The following is a 19,419-nucleotide window of genomic DNA, read 5'->3' as shown; positions in this document are numbered from 1 at the left end:
ATCAGTTGTTGATCTGATCTTCGGTGTAGTAACCGGAGGAGACCAGCACGTCCTTGACGTTGGACTTGTCGACGGCGACCGGCTTCAGGAGGTAGGACGGAACGACCTTGACGCCGTTGTCGTAGGTCTTGGTGTCGTTCACTTCAGGCTCCTTGCCTTCCATGATCGCGTTGACCATGCCGACCGTGACCTTGGCGAGCTCGCGCGTGTCCTTGAAGATCGACGAATACTGTTCGCCGGCAAGGATCGACTTGACCGAAGGCAGTTCGGCGTCCTGGCCGGTGACCGCAGGCATCGCCATGTCGCCGGAGCCGTAGCCGACACCCTTCAGGGCCGAGATGATACCGATGGACAGGCCGTCATAGGGCGACAGAACGCCATCGACCTTGGCGTCGGTGTAGTTGGAGGACAGCAGGTTTTCCATGCGGGCCTGGGCAACGGCACCGTCCCAACGCAGCGTGCCGACCTGGTCCATGCCCTTCTGGCCGGACTTGACGACGATCTTGTTGCTGTCGATCAGCGGCTGCAGAACCGACATCGCGCCGTCGTAGAAGAAGAAGGCGTTGTTATCGTCCGGCGAACCGCCGAAGAGTTCGATGTTCTTCGGCTCGGTCGCGCCGTCGAGCTTCAGGCCCTGCACCAGCGAGGTTGCCTGCTGCACGCCGACCTGGAAGTTGTCGAAGGTGGCATAGTAGTCGACGTTGCCGCTATCGCGGATCAGGCGGTCATAGGCGATGACCTTGACGCCGGCGTCGTGGGCCTTCTGCAGGATGTCGGACAGCGTCGTGCCGTCGATGGCGCCGATGACGAGAACCTTGGCACCCTTGGTGACCATGTTTTCGATCTGGGCGAGCTGGTTTGGAATATCATCGTCGGCAAACTGCAGGTCCGGCGTGTAACCGGCTTCCTTGAACAGCTTCTCCATGGTCTCGCCATCGGAGATCCAACGGGTCGAGGTCTTCGTCGGCATGGAAATGCCGACCGTGCCTTTGTCCTGTGCGAAGGCGGGCGCCGCAAACGACGCGACAGAGATCGCGGCCGCTGCGAGAAGCGAAGTAATCAATTTCATCAGGTCTCTCCCAAAAGTGTTGAAGCCGGCAGGCCCGCAGCCTCCCCGTCCTATGCGCAGCGATCCACCGGCCCGGAGATCGCGTCTCCGGCGGTGGATCCAGGTGAAGGAAAGTCCTCCCCGCCCGCATGCTCCCACATGCACTGGCACATGGCGAAAAACTGGAATCAAAAGCCATAACTGTCAAATACAATATCGCTTTGCTAGCATATCATTATTGGTATAATACTCGAAAACAGTGTGATTTTTGAAACATTCTGAAAACGGTTCTGGTCACAATGATGAAGGATGGAAAGCCCGGCACCATAGGGATTGCCGGCGAACAGTTCGACACCGGGCTCTTTCGCTCAGGGCTGAAGATCAATCACCTCAGGCTGATCCTTGCGATCGACGATCATCGTCGCATCAGCGCTGCGGCCGAGACTCTCGGGATCTCCCAGCCCGCCGCCTCGCGCATGCTGGCCGAGATCGAGACGATCCTGAAGGCGCCGATCTGCGAGCGAGTCGCGCGCGGCGTGGAGCTGACGCGCTACGGCCAGGCGCTGGCGCGGCGCGCGCGCACGATCTTTCTGGAACTGCGGGAAGCATCGCGCGAGATCAGCGAACTGAAGACCGGCAGCGGCGGCTCGGTGTCGATCGGCTCGGTGACCGGGCCGGCGCTCAATCTCGCCGTTCCGGCGATCCGCCAGGTCATTACCGCCTATCCCGGCATCGAGATCAACATCCAGATTGAAAACAGCAATGTGCTGACGCGCGAGCTGCTCGCCGCCCGCCACGACTTCGTCGTCGGCCGCATCCCGGACGATCTCAGCCCGCGGCTCTTCAACATGGTCGAGATCGGTTACGAGGAGGTCTGCCTGATCGTGCGCGACGGCCATCCCCTGCTCGACAAACCCATTGCCGGCGCCGAAGATCTCCCCTCCTACGACTGGGTGTTCCAGCCGCCGGGAACGCTGCTTCGGCGCGCGGTCGAGGACAGCTTCATGTCCGCCGGCGTGCGCCTGCCGGCGACCGTGATCAACCCCTCGTCGATCATCCTGACGCTGTCGATCGTGCGCACCACCAACGCGATGGCGCCGGTGGCGCTCGATGTCGCCAACCTGATTGCCGACAACGGCACCCCGGCCGGCGAGATCCGTATCCTGAAGCCCGAGGTCCCGATCCGAATCAAACCCTACGGACTGATCACCGCCGAGGGGCGCGCGCTGCCGCCGAGCGCCAAACTGCTCTACGATCTCATTCTCAAGCAGGGGCGAGCCTGATCAGCCCGGCATGATCAGCTTCGTCTGAGCAGCCTGGTATGATCAACGTGGTTGATCAGCCTGGGATAATCTCCATCAGGCATTTTGCGCCGGGATAGCGGAGGCACCATGTTTGGAATGTCGGTGTTTCAGTCCGTGCTCGAGCGGCTGAAGACGGAAGAAGACGAGGAAGAGACCGCCGAAACGGAGGTCTTCGCGACGTCGCGCGCGCCTTCGTTCGCAACCACGTTCGTTACCGGCGGCAGCGATAGTGCCTCGGCTGCGCGCAGCGCGGTCGAGCGCGCCTATCTCGATGCGTCCTTCGTCGAGCCGCCCCCGACAGAGTCGATGCCGGAGTTTCTCAAGCGCACCAGTCTTGCCGAAGTCGCCGAGGAGCTCGACCTTGGTGAAAGGGAGACGCTTGCGACGCTTGCCGCCAAGCGGCGAAGCTTCGCTGCCGCCAATCATCCCGACCGCCTGCCGCTGGACTTCCGCGCCAATGCGACGGTGCGGATGAAACTCGCCAACATGCTTATCGACGAGGCCTCACGCCAGGTGCAGGCGGCCTGAACGCCGCTCACGCGTCGTTGTCGGCCTTGGGCGTCTCGTCTTTTGGCGCAGAGCCCTCACCACCTGCAGCCTTGTCGGTCGGCTTGTAGAAAAGCAGCAGCGAAGAGCCGACATAGGCGGCGATCGCCAGAGCGATGATGCTGAAGAACGGCTGGTCGTGATAGAATTCGAGCGCCGCCCAGCCGGCGCAGACCAGGAAGATCAAAAGCCGGCGCCACAAGGGACGGTAAAAGGCGTGGTCCGGGTCGATGAGTTTGATCATCTTGTCCTCTGGCTGTCTTGCGCTCGTGATCGGCAAAGGATTTGTTGTAGGGGAAATCCACCTGCCGCCGCAAGCCCGCGACCGCGCGGCGCACTTGACGGGCACCACGAAAATAGAATAAAAATTCCGAAAATTATTTCATCGACTATTTCATTCCGAACAGGCGGTTCAGAGCGCCGTGCGGGAGAAAGGGTCGAGCGAGGGAGAGGAAAGCGCGCGGCATCCGCGGCGCATGGCCGACAAACATCTTCCGACCGATTCGCGGAATTGCCCTTCCGCGGCGCCTTTGCGCGATGAGCGCCGATCATCACGCACCTTCCCGGTCGAGGACCGGATTTCGAGAGAGACAGAGATGACAGTGAGATTTGGTCTTCTGGGCGCCGGACGCATCGGCAAGGTTCATGCAAAGGCCGTCAGCGGCAATCCGGATGCCGTACTCGTCGCCGTGGCCGATGCCTTCCCGGCCGCCGCCGATGCCATCGCCAAGGCCTATGGCTGCGAGGTCCGCACCATCGAGGCGATCGAAAAATCGGCCGATATCGACGCCGTCGTCATCTGCACGCCGACCGACACCCATGCCGACCTGATCGAGCGTTTTGCCCGCGCCGGTAAGGCGATCTTCTGCGAAAAGCCTATTGATCTCGATGTCGATCGCGTCAGAGCCTGCATGAAGGTGGTGGCCGAGACCAAGGGCAAGCTGATGGTCGGCTTCAACCGCCGCTTCGACCCGCATTTCATGGCCGTGCGCAAGGCCATCGACGCTGGCAAGATCGGCGACGTCGAAATGGTCACGATCACGTCGCGCGATCCCGGCGCGCCGCCGGTCGACTACATCAAGCGTTCGGGCGGCATCTTCCGCGACATGACGATCCATGACTTCGACATGGCTCGCTTCCTGCTGGGCGAAGAGCCGGTATCGGTAACGGCAACCGCCGCCGTTCTGGTCGACAAGGCGATCGGCGAGGCCGGCGACTACGACAGCGTCTCCGTCATCCTGCAGACCGCATCCGGCAAGCAGGCGATCATCTCCAATTCGCGCCGCGCCACCTATGGCTACGACCAGCGCATCGAGGTTCACGGCTCCAAGGGTGTCGTCTCGGCCGAAAACCAGCGCCCGGTATCGATCGAGATCGCCAACGGCGAAGGCTATACCCGCCCGCCACTGCACGATTTCTTCATGACCCGCTATACCGAAGCCTATGCCAACGAGATCGAAAGCTTCATCGCCGCGATCGAGAAGGGTGCAGAAATCACCCCGTCGGGCAAGGATGGCCTGGCAGCGCTCGTGCTTGCCGACGCGGCCGTGAAGTCGGTCGTGGAAAAGCGCCAGATCAGCGTCGCGTAAAGCATTTCCAGGAAATCTGCCAAGCGGTTTTCCGCGCGGAAATGCGTAGAAACGAAGTGCTGGAGCGTTTCCGACCGGAAGCGCTCCTACTGCATAATTCCTTAAATCGGATCCGATTCAAGGATAGAATTATGCAGCAAGTTTAAAGTGTTACAGCGCCCTTAGCGCGTCATATTTGACGCGCGGCGCTGTAAGCACCACCAGCCAATTGGCAAAGACAAACCGCTTCAGCCGTCGGCGCGCAGCGGCACATTCTCCCATCCGCCGGCCTGTTCCTCCTGTCCCGTGCTTGGCGCGACGCCGGGCCTGCCGGTGAGGAACCCCTGGACCTGCAGGCAGCCCTCATCGACCAGGATCTGCTTCTGCCTCTCCGTTTCCACGCCCTCGGTCACCACAGGCAGGTTGAGGCTGTTGCCGAGCGCGATGATCGCCCGCACGATCGCATGCGCCGAGGGATCCTTGTCGAGCAGGGCGGTGAAGCTGCAATCGATCTTCAGCTTGTCGAACGGGAAGGTCTGCAGGTTGCTGAGCGAGGAATGCCCGGTGCCGAAATCATCCATGACGATGCGCACCCCATGGATCCGCAATCGTCCGAGGGTGGCGAGAACGTCTTCGCGATTGTGCAGGAGCGCCGCCTCGGTGATTTCGAGTTCCAGCCTGCGCGGCTCAAGACCGGTGCGCCGCAGGATGCTGAAGATCTGGTCGAACAGATTGGGAAGCAGGAACTGAACCGGCGAGATATTGACCGAAACCGGCAAAGGCTCGTTCCACTTCGCCGCCTCCCTGCAGGCCTGCTCCAGCACCCATTCGCCGATCTGGATGATCGAACCGCTTTGCTCGGCGATCGGGATGAAGACATCGGGACTGATCAGGCCGCGTTCCGGATGCATCCAGCGCAAGAGCGCTTCGTAGCCCAGGATCCGGTCGCCGCGCAGATCGACGAGCGGTTGGTATTCAAGGAAGAGCTGCCGGCGCAGGACGGCGTGCCTGAGGTCGTTTTCGATCTGCCGACGTGTGCGCACCGCCTCGTCCATCTCGGTATCGAAGAAGCAGGCGATCCCCTTGCCCGATTGCTTGGCGCGGTAGAGGGCCGTGTCGGCATTGTTGCGCAGCCGGTCGGCGGTGTCGCCATCGGTCGGGTAAATAGCAGCACCGATGCTGACGCCGATGGCCGTCGGATCGCGGTTCGTATCCATCTCCGCGGCAAAATACGTCAGGATGCGATCCGACAGGTGACGCGCCGCCTCCGGCTGTACGCCTCCCGCCTGAAGAATGGCAAATTCGTCACCGCCCAGCCGGGCGACGGTATCCCCCTCGCCGGCCGCCTTGCGCAGGATGTCGGCAACCTTCATGAGGATGCGATCGCCCTCGCCATGGCCAAAGATGTCGTTGACCGCCTTGAAGCGATCGAGATCAAGACAAAGGATCGCAAGCTGCTCGTTCTTCGCCGCCGCAGCCGCCATGGCCTGGGCAAGGCGACGGTCGAAAAAGCCGCGATTGGGGAGATCGGTCAGCGCATCGTGGTGCGCCAGATGCTCGATGGTGCGTTCGGCCTCCTTGCGCGCGCTGAGGTCGCGCACGAAGATCACCTCGCATTCGCGCCCGCGATACTCGATCGTCCGGCACATGAATTCGACGGGTACGGACTGGCCGGCCACATTGACCAGGTCGATCTCGGCCGGGCCGTCGCCGCGGTGCCGGCGCTCCAATCCTGCCGTGCCGAAGGCGAAAATCTCCGCCGGATCCCTGCCGGCAAGTTCCGCAACCTTCCACCCCGTCAGGCGTGCAAAACGCTCGTTGGCGTCGATGATGCGGCCCTCGTGCACGATGGCCATGCCTTCCAGTGACGCGTTGGCAAGTCCACGCAGGTCGGTCAGATGGCGGTCGACGAACAATGCGCCGAAAGCCAGGATGATCAACATGGTCGAGGCCGCGATGACCCCGCCGGCAAGCCAGGCGGGATGGATGACATCGGCCGTCGGAATATCCGGCGCCGGCACCAGCGTGACACCGCTCATCGACGTGAAGTGCAGGACGCAGATGGCAACGACGAGCAGCAGGGTCGAGACGACAAGACGGCGGGCATTGCGCAGCACATGAAACGCATGAAGCGCTGCGATCGCCAGCAGGATGCCGGCGCCCATGGCGAAAACCGTGAACCTTGTGTCGTAGACGATGTGTCCCGGCATCTCGAGCGCCTGCATGCCGGTAAAGTGCATGGCGGCAATGCCGATACCCAGCAGGGCACCGCTTGATGCCAGTGCGTAATACGACCGCGCACCAAGCCCGACCGTGAACGCAACCCACGCCGCCGCGACTGCGACCGCGATCGAGAGCGCCGTCCCGGAGGCGCCATAGGAAACCGTCATCCCGCCATCATAGGCAAGCATGGCAATGAAATGGGTCGACCAGACGCCGATACCGCAGGCAAAACCGCTCGCCGCGGTCCAGAGCCCGCGCTGGTTGCCTTCGCTTCGCTGGGCGCGCAGCAGCAACAGCATGGTTGCGACGCAACCGGCCAGGCAAACCACGGCGGCCACCAGAACCAGGCGCCAATCGTGGTCATCGCGTATGCATGCAATCACTGAAAACATGATCGTCTCCCGCGTCAACGACACATTGACAAGGAGTCGCTAATTAACTGTAAATTGTATTACTTTGATCGTTCGCCTTCGGCACAACCCCAAAAATGGTTGAAAGCTTGCATAATCGAGGCAATGGCCCTTTCAGGCCTGCCCGGCAGCCGCGATATCGCCGTCGATCACGCCCAAGGCACGCTCCAGATGTCCGTCGAAAACGAGCCGCTGTTCGTCGAGCACGACCGATATTTCCGGTGCGCCCTGAAGCCGGAGCTGGAGCGACTGGGACACGCCCTCCTCCAACCCGCCGCGCAGCAGATCGAAGTAGCGTGTGCCGGGACCAGTGACATAGATCGGCATCCGCTCGTAAAGACTGAGCATGCGCGAGATGCCGTTGCCGAGTGCCAGGCCGGCCTGGCGAAAGGCGTAGCCGGCCATTCGATGGCCCTGGCGCGCACTCGCCGCAATCTTGTCCATCTCGGCAATCGGCACGAACTTAGCCGGGATCGTGTCGGGCGGCACTTCGAAGGCTGCCCGCAGGATGCCGTAGAACCCGGCCGCCGCCTCGATGCAGCCATAGGCGCCGCATCGGCACAGTCCCGCCGACGGCGCGTGTAGCATGTGCCCGAAATTCGGCGCCGTTACGTCCATTTCGCCAAACCTGCCCTTGCGGGCAACTCCGAGGCCGATGCTGTGGCCGAGCGAGATGGCGGCGAGCGACCGGAAGCCGCCCTCCGGCGCGCGCTCCGCTTGGGCCGCCAGCGCCTGCGCCACCAGCAGCGTCTCATTGTTGAGCATCACCTCCCCCCGCCAGTCCGGCGCAAGCAGCGCGGCAAAGTCGAGTTGCTCGCTGCCGAAGACGGGAGACCAGAGCAGCCGTGCCGCGCCGGTATCCGCGTCGACCAACCCTTTGCTGCTGATGGAGACGGCGAGTACCCGATCGCGCGTCAGGCGCGAGCGTTGCAGCAAGCGCTCCAACGCATCGACGAATGTTTGCGCGAAGGCGGCCGTACCACGCTGGTCGTGATTGCGGCCTTCCTCGAAGCGGTCGAGCAACGTGCCGCCATAGTCTGTCAGCGAATACTGCACCACATCCGAAGAGATGCGCACGACGATGACATAGCCGCAGTCGCGGCGCGGTGTGAACAGCACGCGCGGACGGCCCCGCCCGCCCTGCACGTGCTGCTCGGCCTTGGCGATCACACCCGCCCGCTCGAGCTCGGCGGTGATCGCCGAAACCGTCGCCGACGCCAGCCCGGTGGCGGCGGAAATTTCGGTATGGGAGAGATTGCGGGCGCGCCTCAGCGCGGCAAGAACCAGAGTGCTGTTCTGCTGACGCACGAGCTCAGTGCTGGACTTAGTCAGCATCATACGTCCTTGCCGGTGGCGGATCCTTCGAACACATGCCCTCCCAAAGCATCTGTTGAACGGCGAGGCAAGGCGCGGACGGCCTTGTCGACAGCCTTGCCAATCTCTGCCACTGATTTTCTCGACTGTCGAGAAATAATCCACAGGCCATTTCGGGTGCCGAGGACCGGCGATACCCCTGCTCGGCGTCGGCCGGGAAGGTGGTGACCAGAGGTGAACGGCACGGCAGCCGGTCAAGATCCGTTGAGGCAGCAGGCAAAGCATCCGGCACCCGACCCAGGCTTGGTGACCGTGACCGTTGAAATGACATAACAATCCCCAATCCGACCGTGACAAGGATCGCCGACGCTCTCGTGAATCCCGATTGGAACCACGGGGAAAGGATGTGTCGCGGTGTCGAACGCTGCCGATTTGGCCATGTTGACAGCCCCCGGATTCTCTGACATTCATTTTCTCGACTGTCGAGAAAATAAAGCCGGACGATGTTACGGTGGCATTTCGACAGCGTTGCAAGGCTGGTCGAGGATGGTGCGGGAGGTTCGCACGCTCAGCCGGCCGCCACTCGGGAGGATGAAATGAAATCCGTTTTGAAGCTGATGGCAGGGGCTGCCATCATCGCGTCGATGCATTCCGCCGCCATCGCCAAGGATCTGGTGGTCGGCGTTTCCTGGTCCAACTTCCAGGAAGAGCGTTGGAAAACCGACGAAGCCGCCATCAAGGCAGCACTTGAGGCATCCGGCGACAAGTACATTTCCGCCGACGCCCAGTCTTCCGCTGCCAAGCAGCTGACCGACATCGAGGCGCTGATCGCCCAGGGCGCCAACGCTCTGATCGTGCTTGCTCAGGACAGCGACGCCATCGCCCCGGCCATCGAAAAGGCCGCCGCCGAAGGTATTCCTGTTGTCGGCTACGACCGCCTGATCGAAAATCCGGCCGCCTTCTACATCACCTTCGACAACAAGGAAGTGGGCCGCATGCAGGCTCGCGAAGTGTTCAAGGTCAAGCCGGAAGGCAACTATGTCTTCATCAAGGGCTCGTCCGCCGACCCGAACGCCGACTTCCTCTTCTCCGGACAGATGGAAGTACTGAAGGAAGCCGTCGATGCCGGCAAGATCAAGAACGTCGGGGAAGCCTACACCGACGGCTGGAAGCCGGAAAATGCCCAGAAGAACATGGAGCAGTTCCTGACCGCCAACGACAACAAGGTCGATGCGGTCGTCGCTTCCAACGACGGCACCGCCGGTGGTGCGGTTGCAGCCCTCGACGCCCAGGGGCTGGCCGGTTCTGTTCCGGTCTCCGGCCAGGACGCCGACAAGGCAGCCCTCAACCGCGTTGCACTTGGCACCCAGACCGTTTCGGTCTGGAAGGACTCGCGTGAACTCGGCAAGCGCGCGGCCGAAATCGCCGCCGAACTGGCCAGCGGCAAGAAGATGGAAGAAATCGTCGGCGTGGCGGCCTTCAATGGCGGCCCCAAGGGCGTTGCCATGCAGTCGGTCTTCCTCGCACCGCTTCCGATCACCAAGGATAACCTGAACGTCGTCATCGACGCCGGCTGGATCTCCAAGGACGAAGCCTGCCAGGGCGTCAAGGGCGACGTCGCTGCGTGCAAGTAAGCCGCCCGGACAGGGTTGAGCTCTAACCTTCGACAAGCGCCGCAACGCACTCCGTTGCGGCGCTTGCGCAAGGTGCAACCGGGGCGGACAATGCAAGGACCTTCGGGCACGCATTGGCGCCAACGAGAGAAGCGCTCGACAGCTGTCTTCATCATCAGACTTGTCGCGTCCCATTCCGGCCATTTCGCGCCGGCAGACGCGGTGACATCAACAGAAAGTGGGGGGAAGGCACGTCCATGGCCGACATCACACAGGGCAACCAGACACAGAGCACCCAGGCCAACCGTGCTCGCAATGCGGACGAGAACCCGGTGAAGCGCTTTTTCCGCGCCACCGAGATCGACACCCGCTTGCTCGGCATGGTCGGCGCGCTGGCCATCATCTGGCTCGGCTTCGAGATCATGACAGGCGGCCTGTTTCTGACGCCGCGCAACCTTTGGAACCTGACGGTTCAGACCTCCTCCGTCGCCGTGATGGCGACCGGCATGGTGCTGATCATTGTCACCCGCAACATCGACCTGTCGGTCGGCTCCGTGCTCGGCTTCTGCGGCATGATCATGGCGGTTATGCAGGTCAAGGTCCTGCCGCAATATCTGGGGCTCGAGCATCCCGCCATCTGGATCATCACGCTTGCCTGCGGCATTGCCGTTGGTGCCGCGATCGGCGCACTCCAGGGCTCGATCATCGCCTTCCTCAACGTGCCGGCCTTCATCGTCACGCTCGGCGGCCTGCTCGTCTGGCGGGGTGCCACATGGTTCGTCACCAGCGGACAGACCGTTGCACCGATGAACGCCACCTTCCGCCTGATGGGCGGCGGCACCGAGGGGTCGATCGGGGCGACGGCCAGCTGGATCGTCGGCATCATCGCCTGTATCGCCATCGTCGGGGCCATCCTCAACTCGCGCAAGCAGCGCAAGCGTTTCGGCTTTCCGCTGCGGCCGGTCTGGGCCGAGTATTTCCTCGGCATTCTCGGCTGCATCCTGGTAATGGGCGCGATCGCGATCGCCAACCTTTATTACTGGCCGATCAACATCGCCCGCAAATACGCCGACGCCAACGGCATCGCCTGGCCGGACGGCGGCCTGCTGATCTCGCACGGCATCGCCATTCCCGTGCTGGTGGCCGTCGCCGTCGGCATCGTCATGACCTTCATCGCCACCCGCCTGCGCTTCGGCCGTTACGTCTTTGCGCTCGGGGGCAATCCGGAGGCAGCTGAACTCGCCGGCATCAAGACCCGCTGGGTCACCGTCAAGATCTTCATGCTGATGGGCGTGCTCTGCGCCATTGCAGCCGCGATCTCGACGGCCCGCCTCAATGCCGCGACCAATGCGCAGGGCGAGCTCGACGAGCTCTACACGATCGCGGCCGCGGTCATCGGCGGCACGTCGCTTGCCGGCGGCGTCGGCACGATCGCCGGCGCGATGATCGGCGCACTCGTCATGCAATCGCTGCAGTCGGGCATGGTGCTCTTGGGGATCGACTCGCCGTTCCAGCGCATCGTCGTCGGCGTGGTTCTCGTCGTGGCCGTCTGGCTCGACACCATCTACCGCGCCCGTGCCAAGTAAGAAGGAGTCCGACCAATGAAAGACCAACGCACTCCGCTCGTGGAAATGAAGAACATTTCCATCTCCTTCGGCGGCATCCATGCGGTCGACAACGCCTCCGTCGACCTCTATCCCGGCGAGGTGGTGGCGCTTCTCGGCCATAACGGCGCCGGCAAATCGACGCTGATCAAGATCCTGTCGGGCGCCTACAAGCGCGACGCCGGCGAGATCCTGATTAATGGCGAAGCCGCCGACATCAGCAATCCGCGCGACGCCAAGAAATACGGCATCGAGACGATCTACCAGACGCTGGCCGTCGCCGACAACGTCGATGCCGCCGCCAACCTCTATCTCGGCCGCGAGCTCAGGACCCCCTGGGGCACGCTCGACGACGTGGCGATGGAGGCCAAGGCGCGCGAAGTCATGGGGCGCCTCAACCCCAACTTCCAGCGCTTCAAGGAACCGGTGAAGGCGCTTTCGGGCGGTCAGCGGCAATCGGTGGCGATCGCCCGCGCGATCCTGTTCGACGCCCGCATCCTGATCATGGACGAGCCGACGGCCGCCTTGGGCCCGCAGGAAACCGCCCAGGTCGGCGAACTGATCAAGCAGCTGAAGCGCGAAGGCATCGGCATCTTCCTGATCAGCCACGACATCCACGACGTCTTCGACCTCGCCGACCGCGTCTCGGTGATGAAGAACGGCCAGGTCGTCGGCCAGGCCCGCACCGAGGATGTGACCAAGGATGAAGTGCTCGGCATGATCATCATGGGCAAGGTACCGCCCAAGGCGATCCCCGGCCCCGGCGCCATGCAGACCGCATGATCAACGACAACGCATGGCCCGGCAGTCGCCGGGCCACGCGTTTTTGACGCCTTGGCGCAAGGCCTCGCCTTGGAAGACACGAATTCCAACCGATCCCCGTGCCGCCCCCATACGCGGCACGCACGACAAGCCTTAAGTCGCCCCGCCCGACACCTCCTCAGACATATTCCAAAGGCCCGGCCGCCGGCTGACGTGAGCATCAATTTGCAGCCGCTTGCAAATTCCCCTGCGAACTCCGTCATTTCACCATTGAAGCGACGCGCAAGCTAAGCTATGAACCGCTCACAGCCCGCTTCGGCGGCCTCGCTGCAAACGGATGCACCCGTAGCTCAGCTGGATAGAGTGTTGGATTCCGATTCCAAAGGTCACAGGTTCGAATCCTGTCGGGTGCGCCATTTTTCTTTTTCAACAAGAGAACCAATCGCGTACTGATTGCGCTCCCTTAATCTTCTTCACACCTGTCGTGGGATCATACCGCCGCAAACTCATTTCCATAGTCTGCCGGATGTTGAGCAGGAACGTCCTCAACAGGCCACTCGCGGCCTCGGGCGTCTCGGCTTTCTCACCTATCATTTATTTGAGGCGTTTACGCTCAAGCTTTGCAATCCGCTTGTCGCCATGCGCCGCCCGGACCCGCGCATTTGTATTCGGCAGCTATGCAAGCAATATGATTACCCTCAACCCGGCGATGCTTTGGCGGTTGCGCTTTCGGAACAACAGCAGATACGAATCGCTATATCGTGGGCCGCTTGAATTTCAGAACCTCACAGCGAATTCGGATCAATGAGATGTATGAAGTGAGAAAAACCAAGGACTCTCGAAGTTTTGCATTTCGGCTATTTGTCGGACTACCTTGGGTCGTCCGAGCTTTCTTGAATCTCTTTATCATTTTGCTCGTTGGAGTTCTTGTTTTCAGCACCTTGGGCAAGGTCTACCAGATTCCAGCCTTCGACAAGGTCTCGGAAGAACTTACGAGCTTCCTCAACATCGTCATCGGGGCCATCGTCGGATCGCTTTCTAGCGAGGCTAAGGAATACCTTCAAAGGAAGGAGCCCAATAAGGTCGTTGGTGACGATGGGGCCGAGGTTAGTGAAAATTAATCCCCCGGCCTTGAAATATGCTTGGAGCAGCAAGTCTGGATAACTCATCGTCAACGATGGATATTTTCTGAAATATCGAAAAGAATTTCGAACAAAGAAGCGCATGAAATAGTATAATGAGAGTATGATTGGCGTAAATACTGTTATGTAGCCACTAAAAAAATACAATGTATAGGAGATTGCAATTATGGAGCTGAAAAATTCTATAAAAAATTTAAATCTGAATCTATTAGGGTATTTTCCGTGAATTATATCCAGTCCGGCAATTACAAGCTGGATCTTCGGGGGTAATCGATGACGGGCTTTTGAGCCTGTGTCGATCCTCTTCCGTTGCGCTTCAAGCTCAAGACTAAACTTATGAAGCTCAAAGGGTCCCATTCGGACAATTATTACCCGCGCGCCCTTCGCGACTGCTCGTAAGGAATGCAGCTTACCTCCAGCCAAGGTCATATGACCGACCTTACCATCGCCTCCATAAATTGCGGCGTGATCAACATTTGATGATGCATAGTACATCAAACCCCAAGACCAAAACGAATTTAAGCGCTGTGTGAATATAAAATCGCCAATATTAAGCTGCTCGACTATATTATCGGGCACTGCATCGACGAAGCCAAGAGCCATCTCATTATTCTGACTACTGGAAAATCTTCCCTTGCGCAGGCGATATTTACAGTAATCCAGGACAGCAAGTAACAATTTAATCCCTCTATTGATTTCATCAAACTGAATTTGAGGTATGCTTCACAGAGCTAAATATTCGCAGGTATTAGATCACGGCATGAAGCCTATGCGATTCTTAAAAGGCGAGACGAAAAAACCGTGGGTCTGCGCAAAATTGCCAACTGCATCATGTTCGGCAAACATCGGCGGCATAGCGATATTGACTGTCCACTCAAGTATTTTTTGGTCGGACTGCGTTAGATCAAACCAGACTTTTTCGTCTGACCGCCAGACTACGTTGCTTGGAAGTAGGCGTTTCAAAAAATGGGCGTCCTCCGCCAGCAAACACCAAATCTTTGCACCTGCTGTAAGTGCACCATTGTTGGTTTTTGATAATCGTTCCAAGCGGCCCAACAATGCTGCAAACAAAAACCACGCCAACCGTCGCGAATTGATCTCATCGCCATGCGAAAGCTCCAATTTCTGCGCAACATCCGGGATGAAATTATCTAAAGTAAAGACACCGCCACTCTTTTTGGCTTCGGAATACATAACGGAGACCACTGGCAGCAAATTCTCGTAAGCCAAGAACATGGGCTCGTGTTGCGGAATCCATTTGGATAAAAAGCCGTTCAACGGCCTCAGCATAATTATCGGCGTCGAATTTAAGGATTGCGAGAAATTCGCTCTCTGGTTTTTTCTTCTTGAAAAGACCCCACATCGTTCCCGCCTCATCGATTCAACCACGTTGAATTTATTACATTCACTGGTTGTTTCGGCAAGGTGGCGCTGGCGACTTCCTCTTCCCGACGCTCCACGTTCGCCTTGACCGGATTCCGCATTGTTATGCCGTAGATTACGCAGTTAAGGCTTTCAGCCCGGCGACCGGAATGCGCTCTCTTTGCCGAACCGGAGCGCCGCGAACGTAGCGTATGACAACCCGCTCGCTCGCCAATTCTATAGAACCGGCCTTCGAGGACATCACTGTATCGGACCGACTTTCTCCGGGACAATCGGGCGTGACCTTGTCAGCAGACACCAGCACGGAGCAAACCGACTACCCCACCGCCGCCGCCCGCGCATATCGCCCCGGCGCCTGCCCCACGTGCCGGCTGAAGGCGGTGCTAAACGCACTGGCCGAGCCATACCCGACGCGTTCGGCGACATCGGAAATGTCGGCGTTGTGGCTGCGGAGCAGATCCTTTGCCATCGCCATGCGCCAGGCGAGCAGGTATTCCATCGGCGGCAGGCCGACGTTGCGCGTGAACCTTTCGAAGAAGGCGGAGCGGGAGAGCCCGGCCGCTTTTGCCAGTTCGGCCACTGTCCAGGATCGCGCCGGGTTGCCATGCATCGCCCTTATCGCTTCCGCCAACCGCTGATCGGCGAGCCCGCGCAGCAAGCCCGGCGCGGCGTCCGGCCGCTGGGTCAGCCGCAGCGCCTCGATCAGCAGCACCTCGACAAGACGTGCCAGCACCAGATCGCGACCGGCGCGCTGTTCGGCCGCTTCCTCTGTCAACAGCCGAACCAGGATCGAAAGCCGTTCGGCGCCGCGCACATGCACCTGTGCCGGCAGCAGCGACACCAGCAGCCCGGCATCGTCCGTTTCAAAGACGAAGTAGCCACCGAGCAACCGCACGCTTGGCGGTCCATCGGGATCACCGTGGCGAACTTCGTCTCCGGGAGCAGGCGCTGCCTTCGGATCGATGAATGTCGGCGCAACCGGTTCGAAGCCCGACATTGTGAAGCCGGGCGTTGTCGGCAGGAGGACGAAATCACCGGCCTCGAGCACCAGCGCGTCCTGACCGTCGACGGCCAGACGGCAGGCACCTTCAAGGATGGTGCAGAAGCTGGGATGGCCGAAGTCGGAATAACGCACGCCCCAGCGGCCGGCACCGCTGATGCTTTTCGTAAACACGGCGCGCGGTCGCAGCAGCGTGATGATTTCTGAGAGCGGATCAATCATTTCCGGACTATTGCAAATCAAATTCGGACTTTCAATTATATATCGTCCGGATTTCGTTCGGTAGCATGACACCATTGAAACCAACAAGGAAACCGTCATGAAAACCGTACTGATCACCGGCTGCTCGTCCGGCTACGGCCTCGAAACGGCCCGGCTTTTTCACACCAACGGCTGGAACGTGGTGGCGACCATGCGCACGCCGCGCGAGGATATTCTGCCCCGATCGGAGCGCATGCGCGTCGTGCAACTGGATGTGACCGACCCCGAAAGCATCTCGGCGGCCCTTGAGGTAAGCGGTCCGATCGATGCGCTCGTCAACAACGCCGGCATCGGCGTGGTCGGCGCCTTCGAGGCAACGTCGATGTCGCATGTGCGCAAGATCTTCGAGACCAACACGTTCGGCGTCATGGCGATGACGCAGGCGGTGATCCCGCAGTTGCGCAGCAGACGGTCGGGCGTCGTGGTCAACGTCACCTCCAGCGTGACGCTCGCCGCCATGCCGCTGGCCGCCGCCTATACCGCCAGCAAGACGGCGATCGAAGGGTTCACCGGATCGCTCGCCCACGAGCTTCGCGCCTTCGGCGTGCGCGCCAAATTGGTCGAGCCCGGCTATGCTCCGAGCACGCGGTTTTCGCAGAACACCGGCGTACGCATCGAAGACCTGATCCCTGAGCCCTATGCCGCGTTCGCGCAGCCGGTCTTCGCCGCTTTCGCAAGCCCGGCCCTGATCACTAGGGAGACGGACGTTGCGGAAGCAGTCTGGCACGCAGCCAACGATGTGTCGGAACAGTTGCATTTCCCGGCGGGGGCCGATGCGGTGGCGCTGGCGCGTGCAAGCTGAAAGCCGCTGGCGCCGTCGAGCGCAGCACGCGGTGGCACGGCGCCAAGGTTTTCGACGGATGCGAAACTGCAAAAACCCCGTTTCCCGACGGCAATTGTCAGACCAGCGGCAAGCCTGCGGCGTGCACGCTGTTGACGAGCGTTTCGGTGATCGCCCGATCCTTAAAGAACTCCTGGGTGCGGACGTAGCCGGCCGACAGTTTCGGATCGAGCGCCTGGATCTGCGCCACCAGTTGCCGTGCCCGGTCGACGTCGCCGCGCGCCATTCGCGCGGCGATGCGATAGATCAGCGTGCGCCGGGTCTGATAAGGCAGCGCCCGCGCCACGGCGAAAAGCTCGTCGTGCCGGCCGAGCACATAGAGCGCGGCGACGCGCTCCTCGACGATCCAAACCGGCAGGAACGGATCCAGCATCTCTGCCCGGTCGAGCAGCTCGAGCGCCCGCTCCGCCTCGTTCACATAGGTGTAGAAGGCCGCACAACGGCCGGCGATATAGGCATCGTTGGGCGCAAGCTCTATCGCCCGCTCGTGATGATGGCGCGATGCTACGAAGTCTCCCTCCATGCACTTGATCGCACCCATGATGCGATGGGAGTCCGGGTCGGTTGGATCGAGGTCGAGTGCGTGCGCGACCTGCCGTTCGCCGGCCGAAAGGTCGAAATCCGGCAGGTTGCTCCAGGCGCACACATGCATGGCGACCGGCCGCCCGAAGGTCGGGTCCGCATCCATGGAGCGCTTGAACCAGCGCATAGCTTCGCCGATGTGCCGATCGGCGACGCCGATCAGGCGATGGTGGTCGAGCCCCAGCAGGTAGTACTCGTAGGCCGACATATTTTCCGGCCGCTTCAGCCGCGCGGCGACCAGTTCCGCTTGCTCTATCCGCCCCGCCACCGTCGCGGCGATGCGGGCGGTTACCTCGTCGATGACGGCAAGCAGCTCCTCGAACGGCCTCTCGATCCGGTCGGACCAGACGAGATGCCCGTGGGCGGTCTCGCACAGCGACACGTCGAGGCGCACGAGGCCGCCGAGCTTGCGCACGGAGCCCGAAACGACATAACGCACGCCAAGCGCCCTGCCCACCTCGACGGGATCGCGGATGGAAAGCACCACGGAGGCCGACCGCGAACTGACGAACAGGCCCTTCAGCCGGCCGAGTTCCAATGTGAGGTCATCGGTCAACCCTTCGGTCAGGAACGACTGGTCCTCCTGTCCGGCCGCCAGGGCAACGAAGGGCGTGACGATCACCGAATTCGGCCGCATTGAGGCCGGTGGCGCCTCGCGCGTTGGCGCCGAGAGAAACCGATGCCTGTCGACCGTCGTCCCGACCCGGTAGACACGCATCGGTTCGGTGACACCCTTGAACCGACGCTCGCCGATCTCTTCGAAGGCGCAGGGCGAGACCCTGCCGACCTGTTCGTACAGCGCTTCGGACACCTCGATCTCGCCGGCGGTAGCGCTCGATTGCAGCCGGGCGGCAAGATTGACACCATTTCCCCGGAGGTCGTCGCCGACGGCAAGCACATCGGCGAGATGCAGCCCGAAGCGCATGTCGTTCGGCGTGGCATCGGGGATAGTCGCAAGCGAACTGCGCGCCTCCATGGCCGCGCGAAGAGCGTTGACCGGGCTCGTGAATTCCGCAAGCACCGCATCGCCAGCCGTGTTAAAAACCCGGCCGTCGTGGCGCGCGACCGTGTCGCCTACCGCCCTCAGGCACGCGGAGACGCATTCCACAGCCTCTTCCTCATGAGCTTCCATCGCCGCGGTCGACCCGACGAAATCCGCCACCATGATCGCAACCAGCTTGCGCTGCATCTCCGTCGCCTTCGCCGACACTCGCCCGCCAGGGCGGGAGGATAGCACAATGCAACGGGTCAGACAGCCGCCGCTATTTTAGCTATCGCATTATAGAAGAGCAAACGCCTCGTCGCGCGCCGAGATCTGGGCAACAGGCAACCGCCAGTCGATCGCAACCTTCGGATCGAGCGCATTGAGCCCGCCCTCCGCGTCCGGCGTGTAGGGCTTGTCATGCAGATAGATCAGTTCGCAGCCCTCGGTCAGCGTCTGAAACCCATGCGCAAATCCACCAGGAATCATCATCGATCGGCCGTTCTCCGCGCTCAGCACCTCTCCATGCCATCGCAGATAGGTGGGCGAACCCGGGCGTAGATCGACGGCGACATCGAAAACGGAGCCCACGAGGCAAGACACGAACTTGGTCTCATCATACGGCGCGCGCTGAAAGTGCATTCCCCTGATCGTACCCTTCAGGTGCGTCATCGTGTGGTTGATCTGGGCGATCGCGCCATTGGCGCCGAAATCGGCGAGCTCTTCGCGGCAAAAGAAGCGCGAGAAGAACCCGCGCTCGTCGCCAAAGCGCTGACGCTCTATGACCACAAGATCGGGGATCGGAGTAGCGATACGATTGAAACGCGACATCGGCT

General features: G+C 61.1%; 16 protein-coding genes and 1 tRNA gene. 8 read left to right on the top strand and 9 right to left on the bottom strand.

Going from position 1 to position 19,419, the window contains the following annotated elements; all coding sequences use genetic code 11:
- Nucleotide 1 precedes the first annotated feature (1 nt).
- Nucleotides 2–1,069: a multiple monosaccharide ABC transporter substrate-binding protein gene (gene chvE / locus AC244_RS07410; RefSeq protein ID WP_053248129.1), complete on the bottom strand. Its 1,068-nt coding sequence runs from the start codon at nt 1,067–1,069 to the stop codon at nt 2–4.
- A gap of 278 nt (nt 1,070–1,347) precedes the next feature.
- On the opposite strand from chvE, the gene AC244_RS07405 reads away from it, so the two are divergent.
- Both AC244_RS07405 and AC244_RS07400 read left to right on the top strand, forming a co-directional pair.
- Nucleotides 1,348–2,331 carry a LysR family transcriptional regulator gene (locus AC244_RS07405; protein ID WP_053248128.1) on the top strand — a complete coding sequence of 328 codons (984 nt, stop codon included), beginning with the start codon at nt 1,348–1,350 and terminating at the stop codon, nt 2,329–2,331.
- Between the two features lie 108 nt (nt 2,332–2,439).
- Nucleotides 2,440–2,880, top strand: coding sequence for a hypothetical protein (locus AC244_RS07400; protein WP_053248127.1), 441 nt, complete (start codon nt 2,440–2,442; stop codon nt 2,878–2,880).
- A gap of 7 nt (nt 2,881–2,887) precedes the next feature.
- On the opposite strand, the gene AC244_RS07395 is transcribed toward AC244_RS07400, so the two are convergent.
- Nucleotides 2,888–3,142 (bottom strand): hypothetical protein, encoded by a 255-nt coding sequence (locus AC244_RS07395; protein ID WP_053248126.1) that lies wholly within the window; start codon nt 3,140–3,142, stop codon nt 2,888–2,890.
- Nucleotides 3,143–3,494: 352 nt separating this feature from the next.
- On the opposite strand from AC244_RS07395, the gene iolG reads away from it, so the two are divergent.
- Nucleotides 3,495–4,487, top strand: coding sequence for an inositol 2-dehydrogenase (gene iolG, locus AC244_RS07390; protein WP_053248419.1), 993 nt, complete (start codon nt 3,495–3,497; stop codon nt 4,485–4,487).
- A gap of 227 nt (nt 4,488–4,714) precedes the next feature.
- On the opposite strand, the gene AC244_RS07385 is transcribed toward iolG, so the two are convergent.
- Nucleotides 4,715–7,081: an EAL domain-containing protein gene (locus AC244_RS07385; protein ID WP_053248125.1), complete on the bottom strand. Its 2,367-nt coding sequence runs from the start codon at nt 7,079–7,081 to the stop codon at nt 4,715–4,717.
- A gap of 132 nt (nt 7,082–7,213) precedes the next feature.
- Nucleotides 7,214–8,434 carry an ROK family transcriptional regulator gene (locus AC244_RS07380; RefSeq protein ID WP_053248418.1) on the bottom strand — a complete coding sequence of 407 codons (1,221 nt, stop codon included), beginning with the start codon at nt 8,432–8,434 and terminating at the stop codon, nt 7,214–7,216.
- A gap of 575 nt (nt 8,435–9,009) precedes the next feature.
- Between AC244_RS07380 and xylF the strand changes: the two genes are divergently transcribed.
- From xylF to AC244_RS07360, 4 genes are all read left to right on the top strand, one after another.
- The gene (gene xylF, locus AC244_RS07375; RefSeq protein ID WP_053248124.1) at nt 9,010–10,047 is read left to right on the top strand and encodes a D-xylose ABC transporter substrate-binding protein; all 1,038 of its coding nucleotides are present in this window, start codon (nt 9,010–9,012) and stop codon (nt 10,045–10,047) included.
- Nucleotides 10,048–10,283: 236 nt separating this feature from the next.
- Nucleotides 10,284–11,612, top strand: coding sequence for a sugar ABC transporter permease (locus tag AC244_RS07370; protein ID WP_053248123.1), 1,329 nt, complete (start codon nt 10,284–10,286; stop codon nt 11,610–11,612).
- 15 nt (nt 11,613–11,627) lie between these two features.
- Complete coding sequence (locus tag AC244_RS07365) at nt 11,628–12,413, top strand: ATP-binding cassette domain-containing protein (RefSeq protein WP_053248122.1); 786 nt, start codon at nt 11,628–11,630, stop codon at nt 12,411–12,413.
- Between the two features lie 318 nt (nt 12,414–12,731).
- Nucleotides 12,732–12,808 (top strand) — tRNA-Arg (locus AC244_RS07360).
- A 453-nt stretch (nt 12,809–13,261) separates the two neighbouring features.
- On the opposite strand, the gene AC244_RS07355 is transcribed toward AC244_RS07360, so the two are convergent.
- The 3 genes from AC244_RS07355 to AC244_RS07345 form a co-directional block, all read right to left on the bottom strand.
- The gene (locus AC244_RS07355; RefSeq protein WP_053248121.1) at nt 13,262–14,137 is read right to left on the bottom strand and encodes a hypothetical protein; all 876 of its coding nucleotides are present in this window, start codon (nt 14,135–14,137) and stop codon (nt 13,262–13,264) included.
- 150 nt (nt 14,138–14,287) lie between these two features.
- Nucleotides 14,288–14,764 (bottom strand): hypothetical protein, encoded by a 477-nt coding sequence (locus tag AC244_RS07350; protein WP_152975873.1) that lies wholly within the window; start codon nt 14,762–14,764, stop codon nt 14,288–14,290.
- Nucleotides 14,765–15,233: 469 nt separating this feature from the next.
- Nucleotides 15,234–16,139: an AraC family transcriptional regulator gene (locus tag AC244_RS07345; RefSeq protein WP_053248119.1), complete on the bottom strand. Its 906-nt coding sequence runs from the start codon at nt 16,137–16,139 to the stop codon at nt 15,234–15,236.
- Between the two features lie 97 nt (nt 16,140–16,236).
- Between AC244_RS07345 and AC244_RS07340 the strand changes: the two genes are divergently transcribed.
- On the top strand, nt 16,237–16,980 hold the full coding sequence (locus AC244_RS07340) for an SDR family oxidoreductase (RefSeq protein ID WP_053248118.1): 744 nt from the start codon (nt 16,237–16,239) through the stop codon (nt 16,978–16,980).
- Between the two features lie 97 nt (nt 16,981–17,077).
- Here AC244_RS07340 and AC244_RS07335 read toward each other — a convergent pair whose 3' ends face one another.
- Together AC244_RS07335 and rfbC are read right to left on the bottom strand one after the other, a co-directional pair.
- Nucleotides 17,078–18,790 (bottom strand): adenylate/guanylate cyclase domain-containing protein, encoded by a 1,713-nt coding sequence (locus tag AC244_RS07335; RefSeq protein WP_053248117.1) that lies wholly within the window; start codon nt 18,788–18,790, stop codon nt 17,078–17,080.
- A gap of 90 nt (nt 18,791–18,880) precedes the next feature.
- Entirely contained in the window at nt 18,881–19,414 is a 534-nt protein-coding gene (rfbC, locus tag AC244_RS07330; protein WP_053248417.1) for a dTDP-4-dehydrorhamnose 3,5-epimerase, read from the bottom strand.
- Between the last annotated feature and the right edge of the window lie 5 nt (nt 19,415–19,419).

Origin of the sequence: Ensifer adhaerens (genome assembly GCF_001270265.1) — a bacterium.
Classification (GTDB): Bacteria; Pseudomonadota; Alphaproteobacteria; order Rhizobiales; family Rhizobiaceae; genus Ensifer; species Ensifer adhaerens_B.
This window is presented reverse-complemented; position numbering and strand designations above follow the sequence as displayed.

What these genes read in the sequence shown, in the direction of transcription:
- chvE (WP_053248129.1), bottom strand. Translation starts at nt 1,069, where the DNA reads ATGAAATTGATTACTTCGCTTCTCGCAGCGGCCGCGATCTCTGTCGCG.
- AC244_RS07405 (WP_053248128.1), top strand. Translation starts at nt 1,348, where the DNA reads ATGATGAAGGATGGAAAGCCCGGCACCATAGGGATTGCCGGCGAACAG.
- AC244_RS07400 (WP_053248127.1), top strand. Translation starts at nt 2,440, where the DNA reads ATGTTTGGAATGTCGGTGTTTCAGTCCGTGCTCGAGCGGCTGAAGACG.
- AC244_RS07395 (WP_053248126.1), bottom strand. Translation starts at nt 3,142, where the DNA reads ATGATCAAACTCATCGACCCGGACCACGCCTTTTACCGTCCCTTGTGG.
- iolG (WP_053248419.1), top strand. Translation starts at nt 3,495, where the DNA reads ATGACAGTGAGATTTGGTCTTCTGGGCGCCGGACGCATCGGCAAGGTT.
- AC244_RS07385 (WP_053248125.1), bottom strand. Translation starts at nt 7,081, where the DNA reads ATGTTTTCAGTGATTGCATGCATACGCGATGACCACGATTGGCGCCTG.
- AC244_RS07380 (WP_053248418.1), bottom strand. Translation starts at nt 8,434, where the DNA reads ATGCTGACTAAGTCCAGCACTGAGCTCGTGCGTCAGCAGAACAGCACT.
- xylF (WP_053248124.1), top strand. Translation starts at nt 9,010, where the DNA reads ATGAAATCCGTTTTGAAGCTGATGGCAGGGGCTGCCATCATCGCGTCG.
- AC244_RS07370 (WP_053248123.1), top strand. Translation starts at nt 10,284, where the DNA reads ATGGCCGACATCACACAGGGCAACCAGACACAGAGCACCCAGGCCAAC.
- AC244_RS07365 (WP_053248122.1), top strand. Translation starts at nt 11,628, where the DNA reads ATGAAAGACCAACGCACTCCGCTCGTGGAAATGAAGAACATTTCCATC.
- AC244_RS07355 (WP_053248121.1), bottom strand. Translation starts at nt 14,137, where the DNA reads ATGGCTCTTGGCTTCGTCGATGCAGTGCCCGATAATATAGTCGAGCAG.
- AC244_RS07345 (WP_053248119.1), bottom strand. Translation starts at nt 16,139, where the DNA reads ATGATTGATCCGCTCTCAGAAATCATCACGCTGCTGCGACCGCGCGCC.
- AC244_RS07340 (WP_053248118.1), top strand. Translation starts at nt 16,237, where the DNA reads ATGAAAACCGTACTGATCACCGGCTGCTCGTCCGGCTACGGCCTCGAA.
- AC244_RS07335 (WP_053248117.1), bottom strand. Translation starts at nt 18,790, where the DNA reads ATGCAGCGCAAGCTGGTTGCGATCATGGTGGCGGATTTCGTCGGGTCG.
- rfbC (WP_053248417.1), bottom strand. Translation starts at nt 19,414, where the DNA reads ATGTCGCGTTTCAATCGTATCGCTACTCCGATCCCCGATCTTGTGGTC.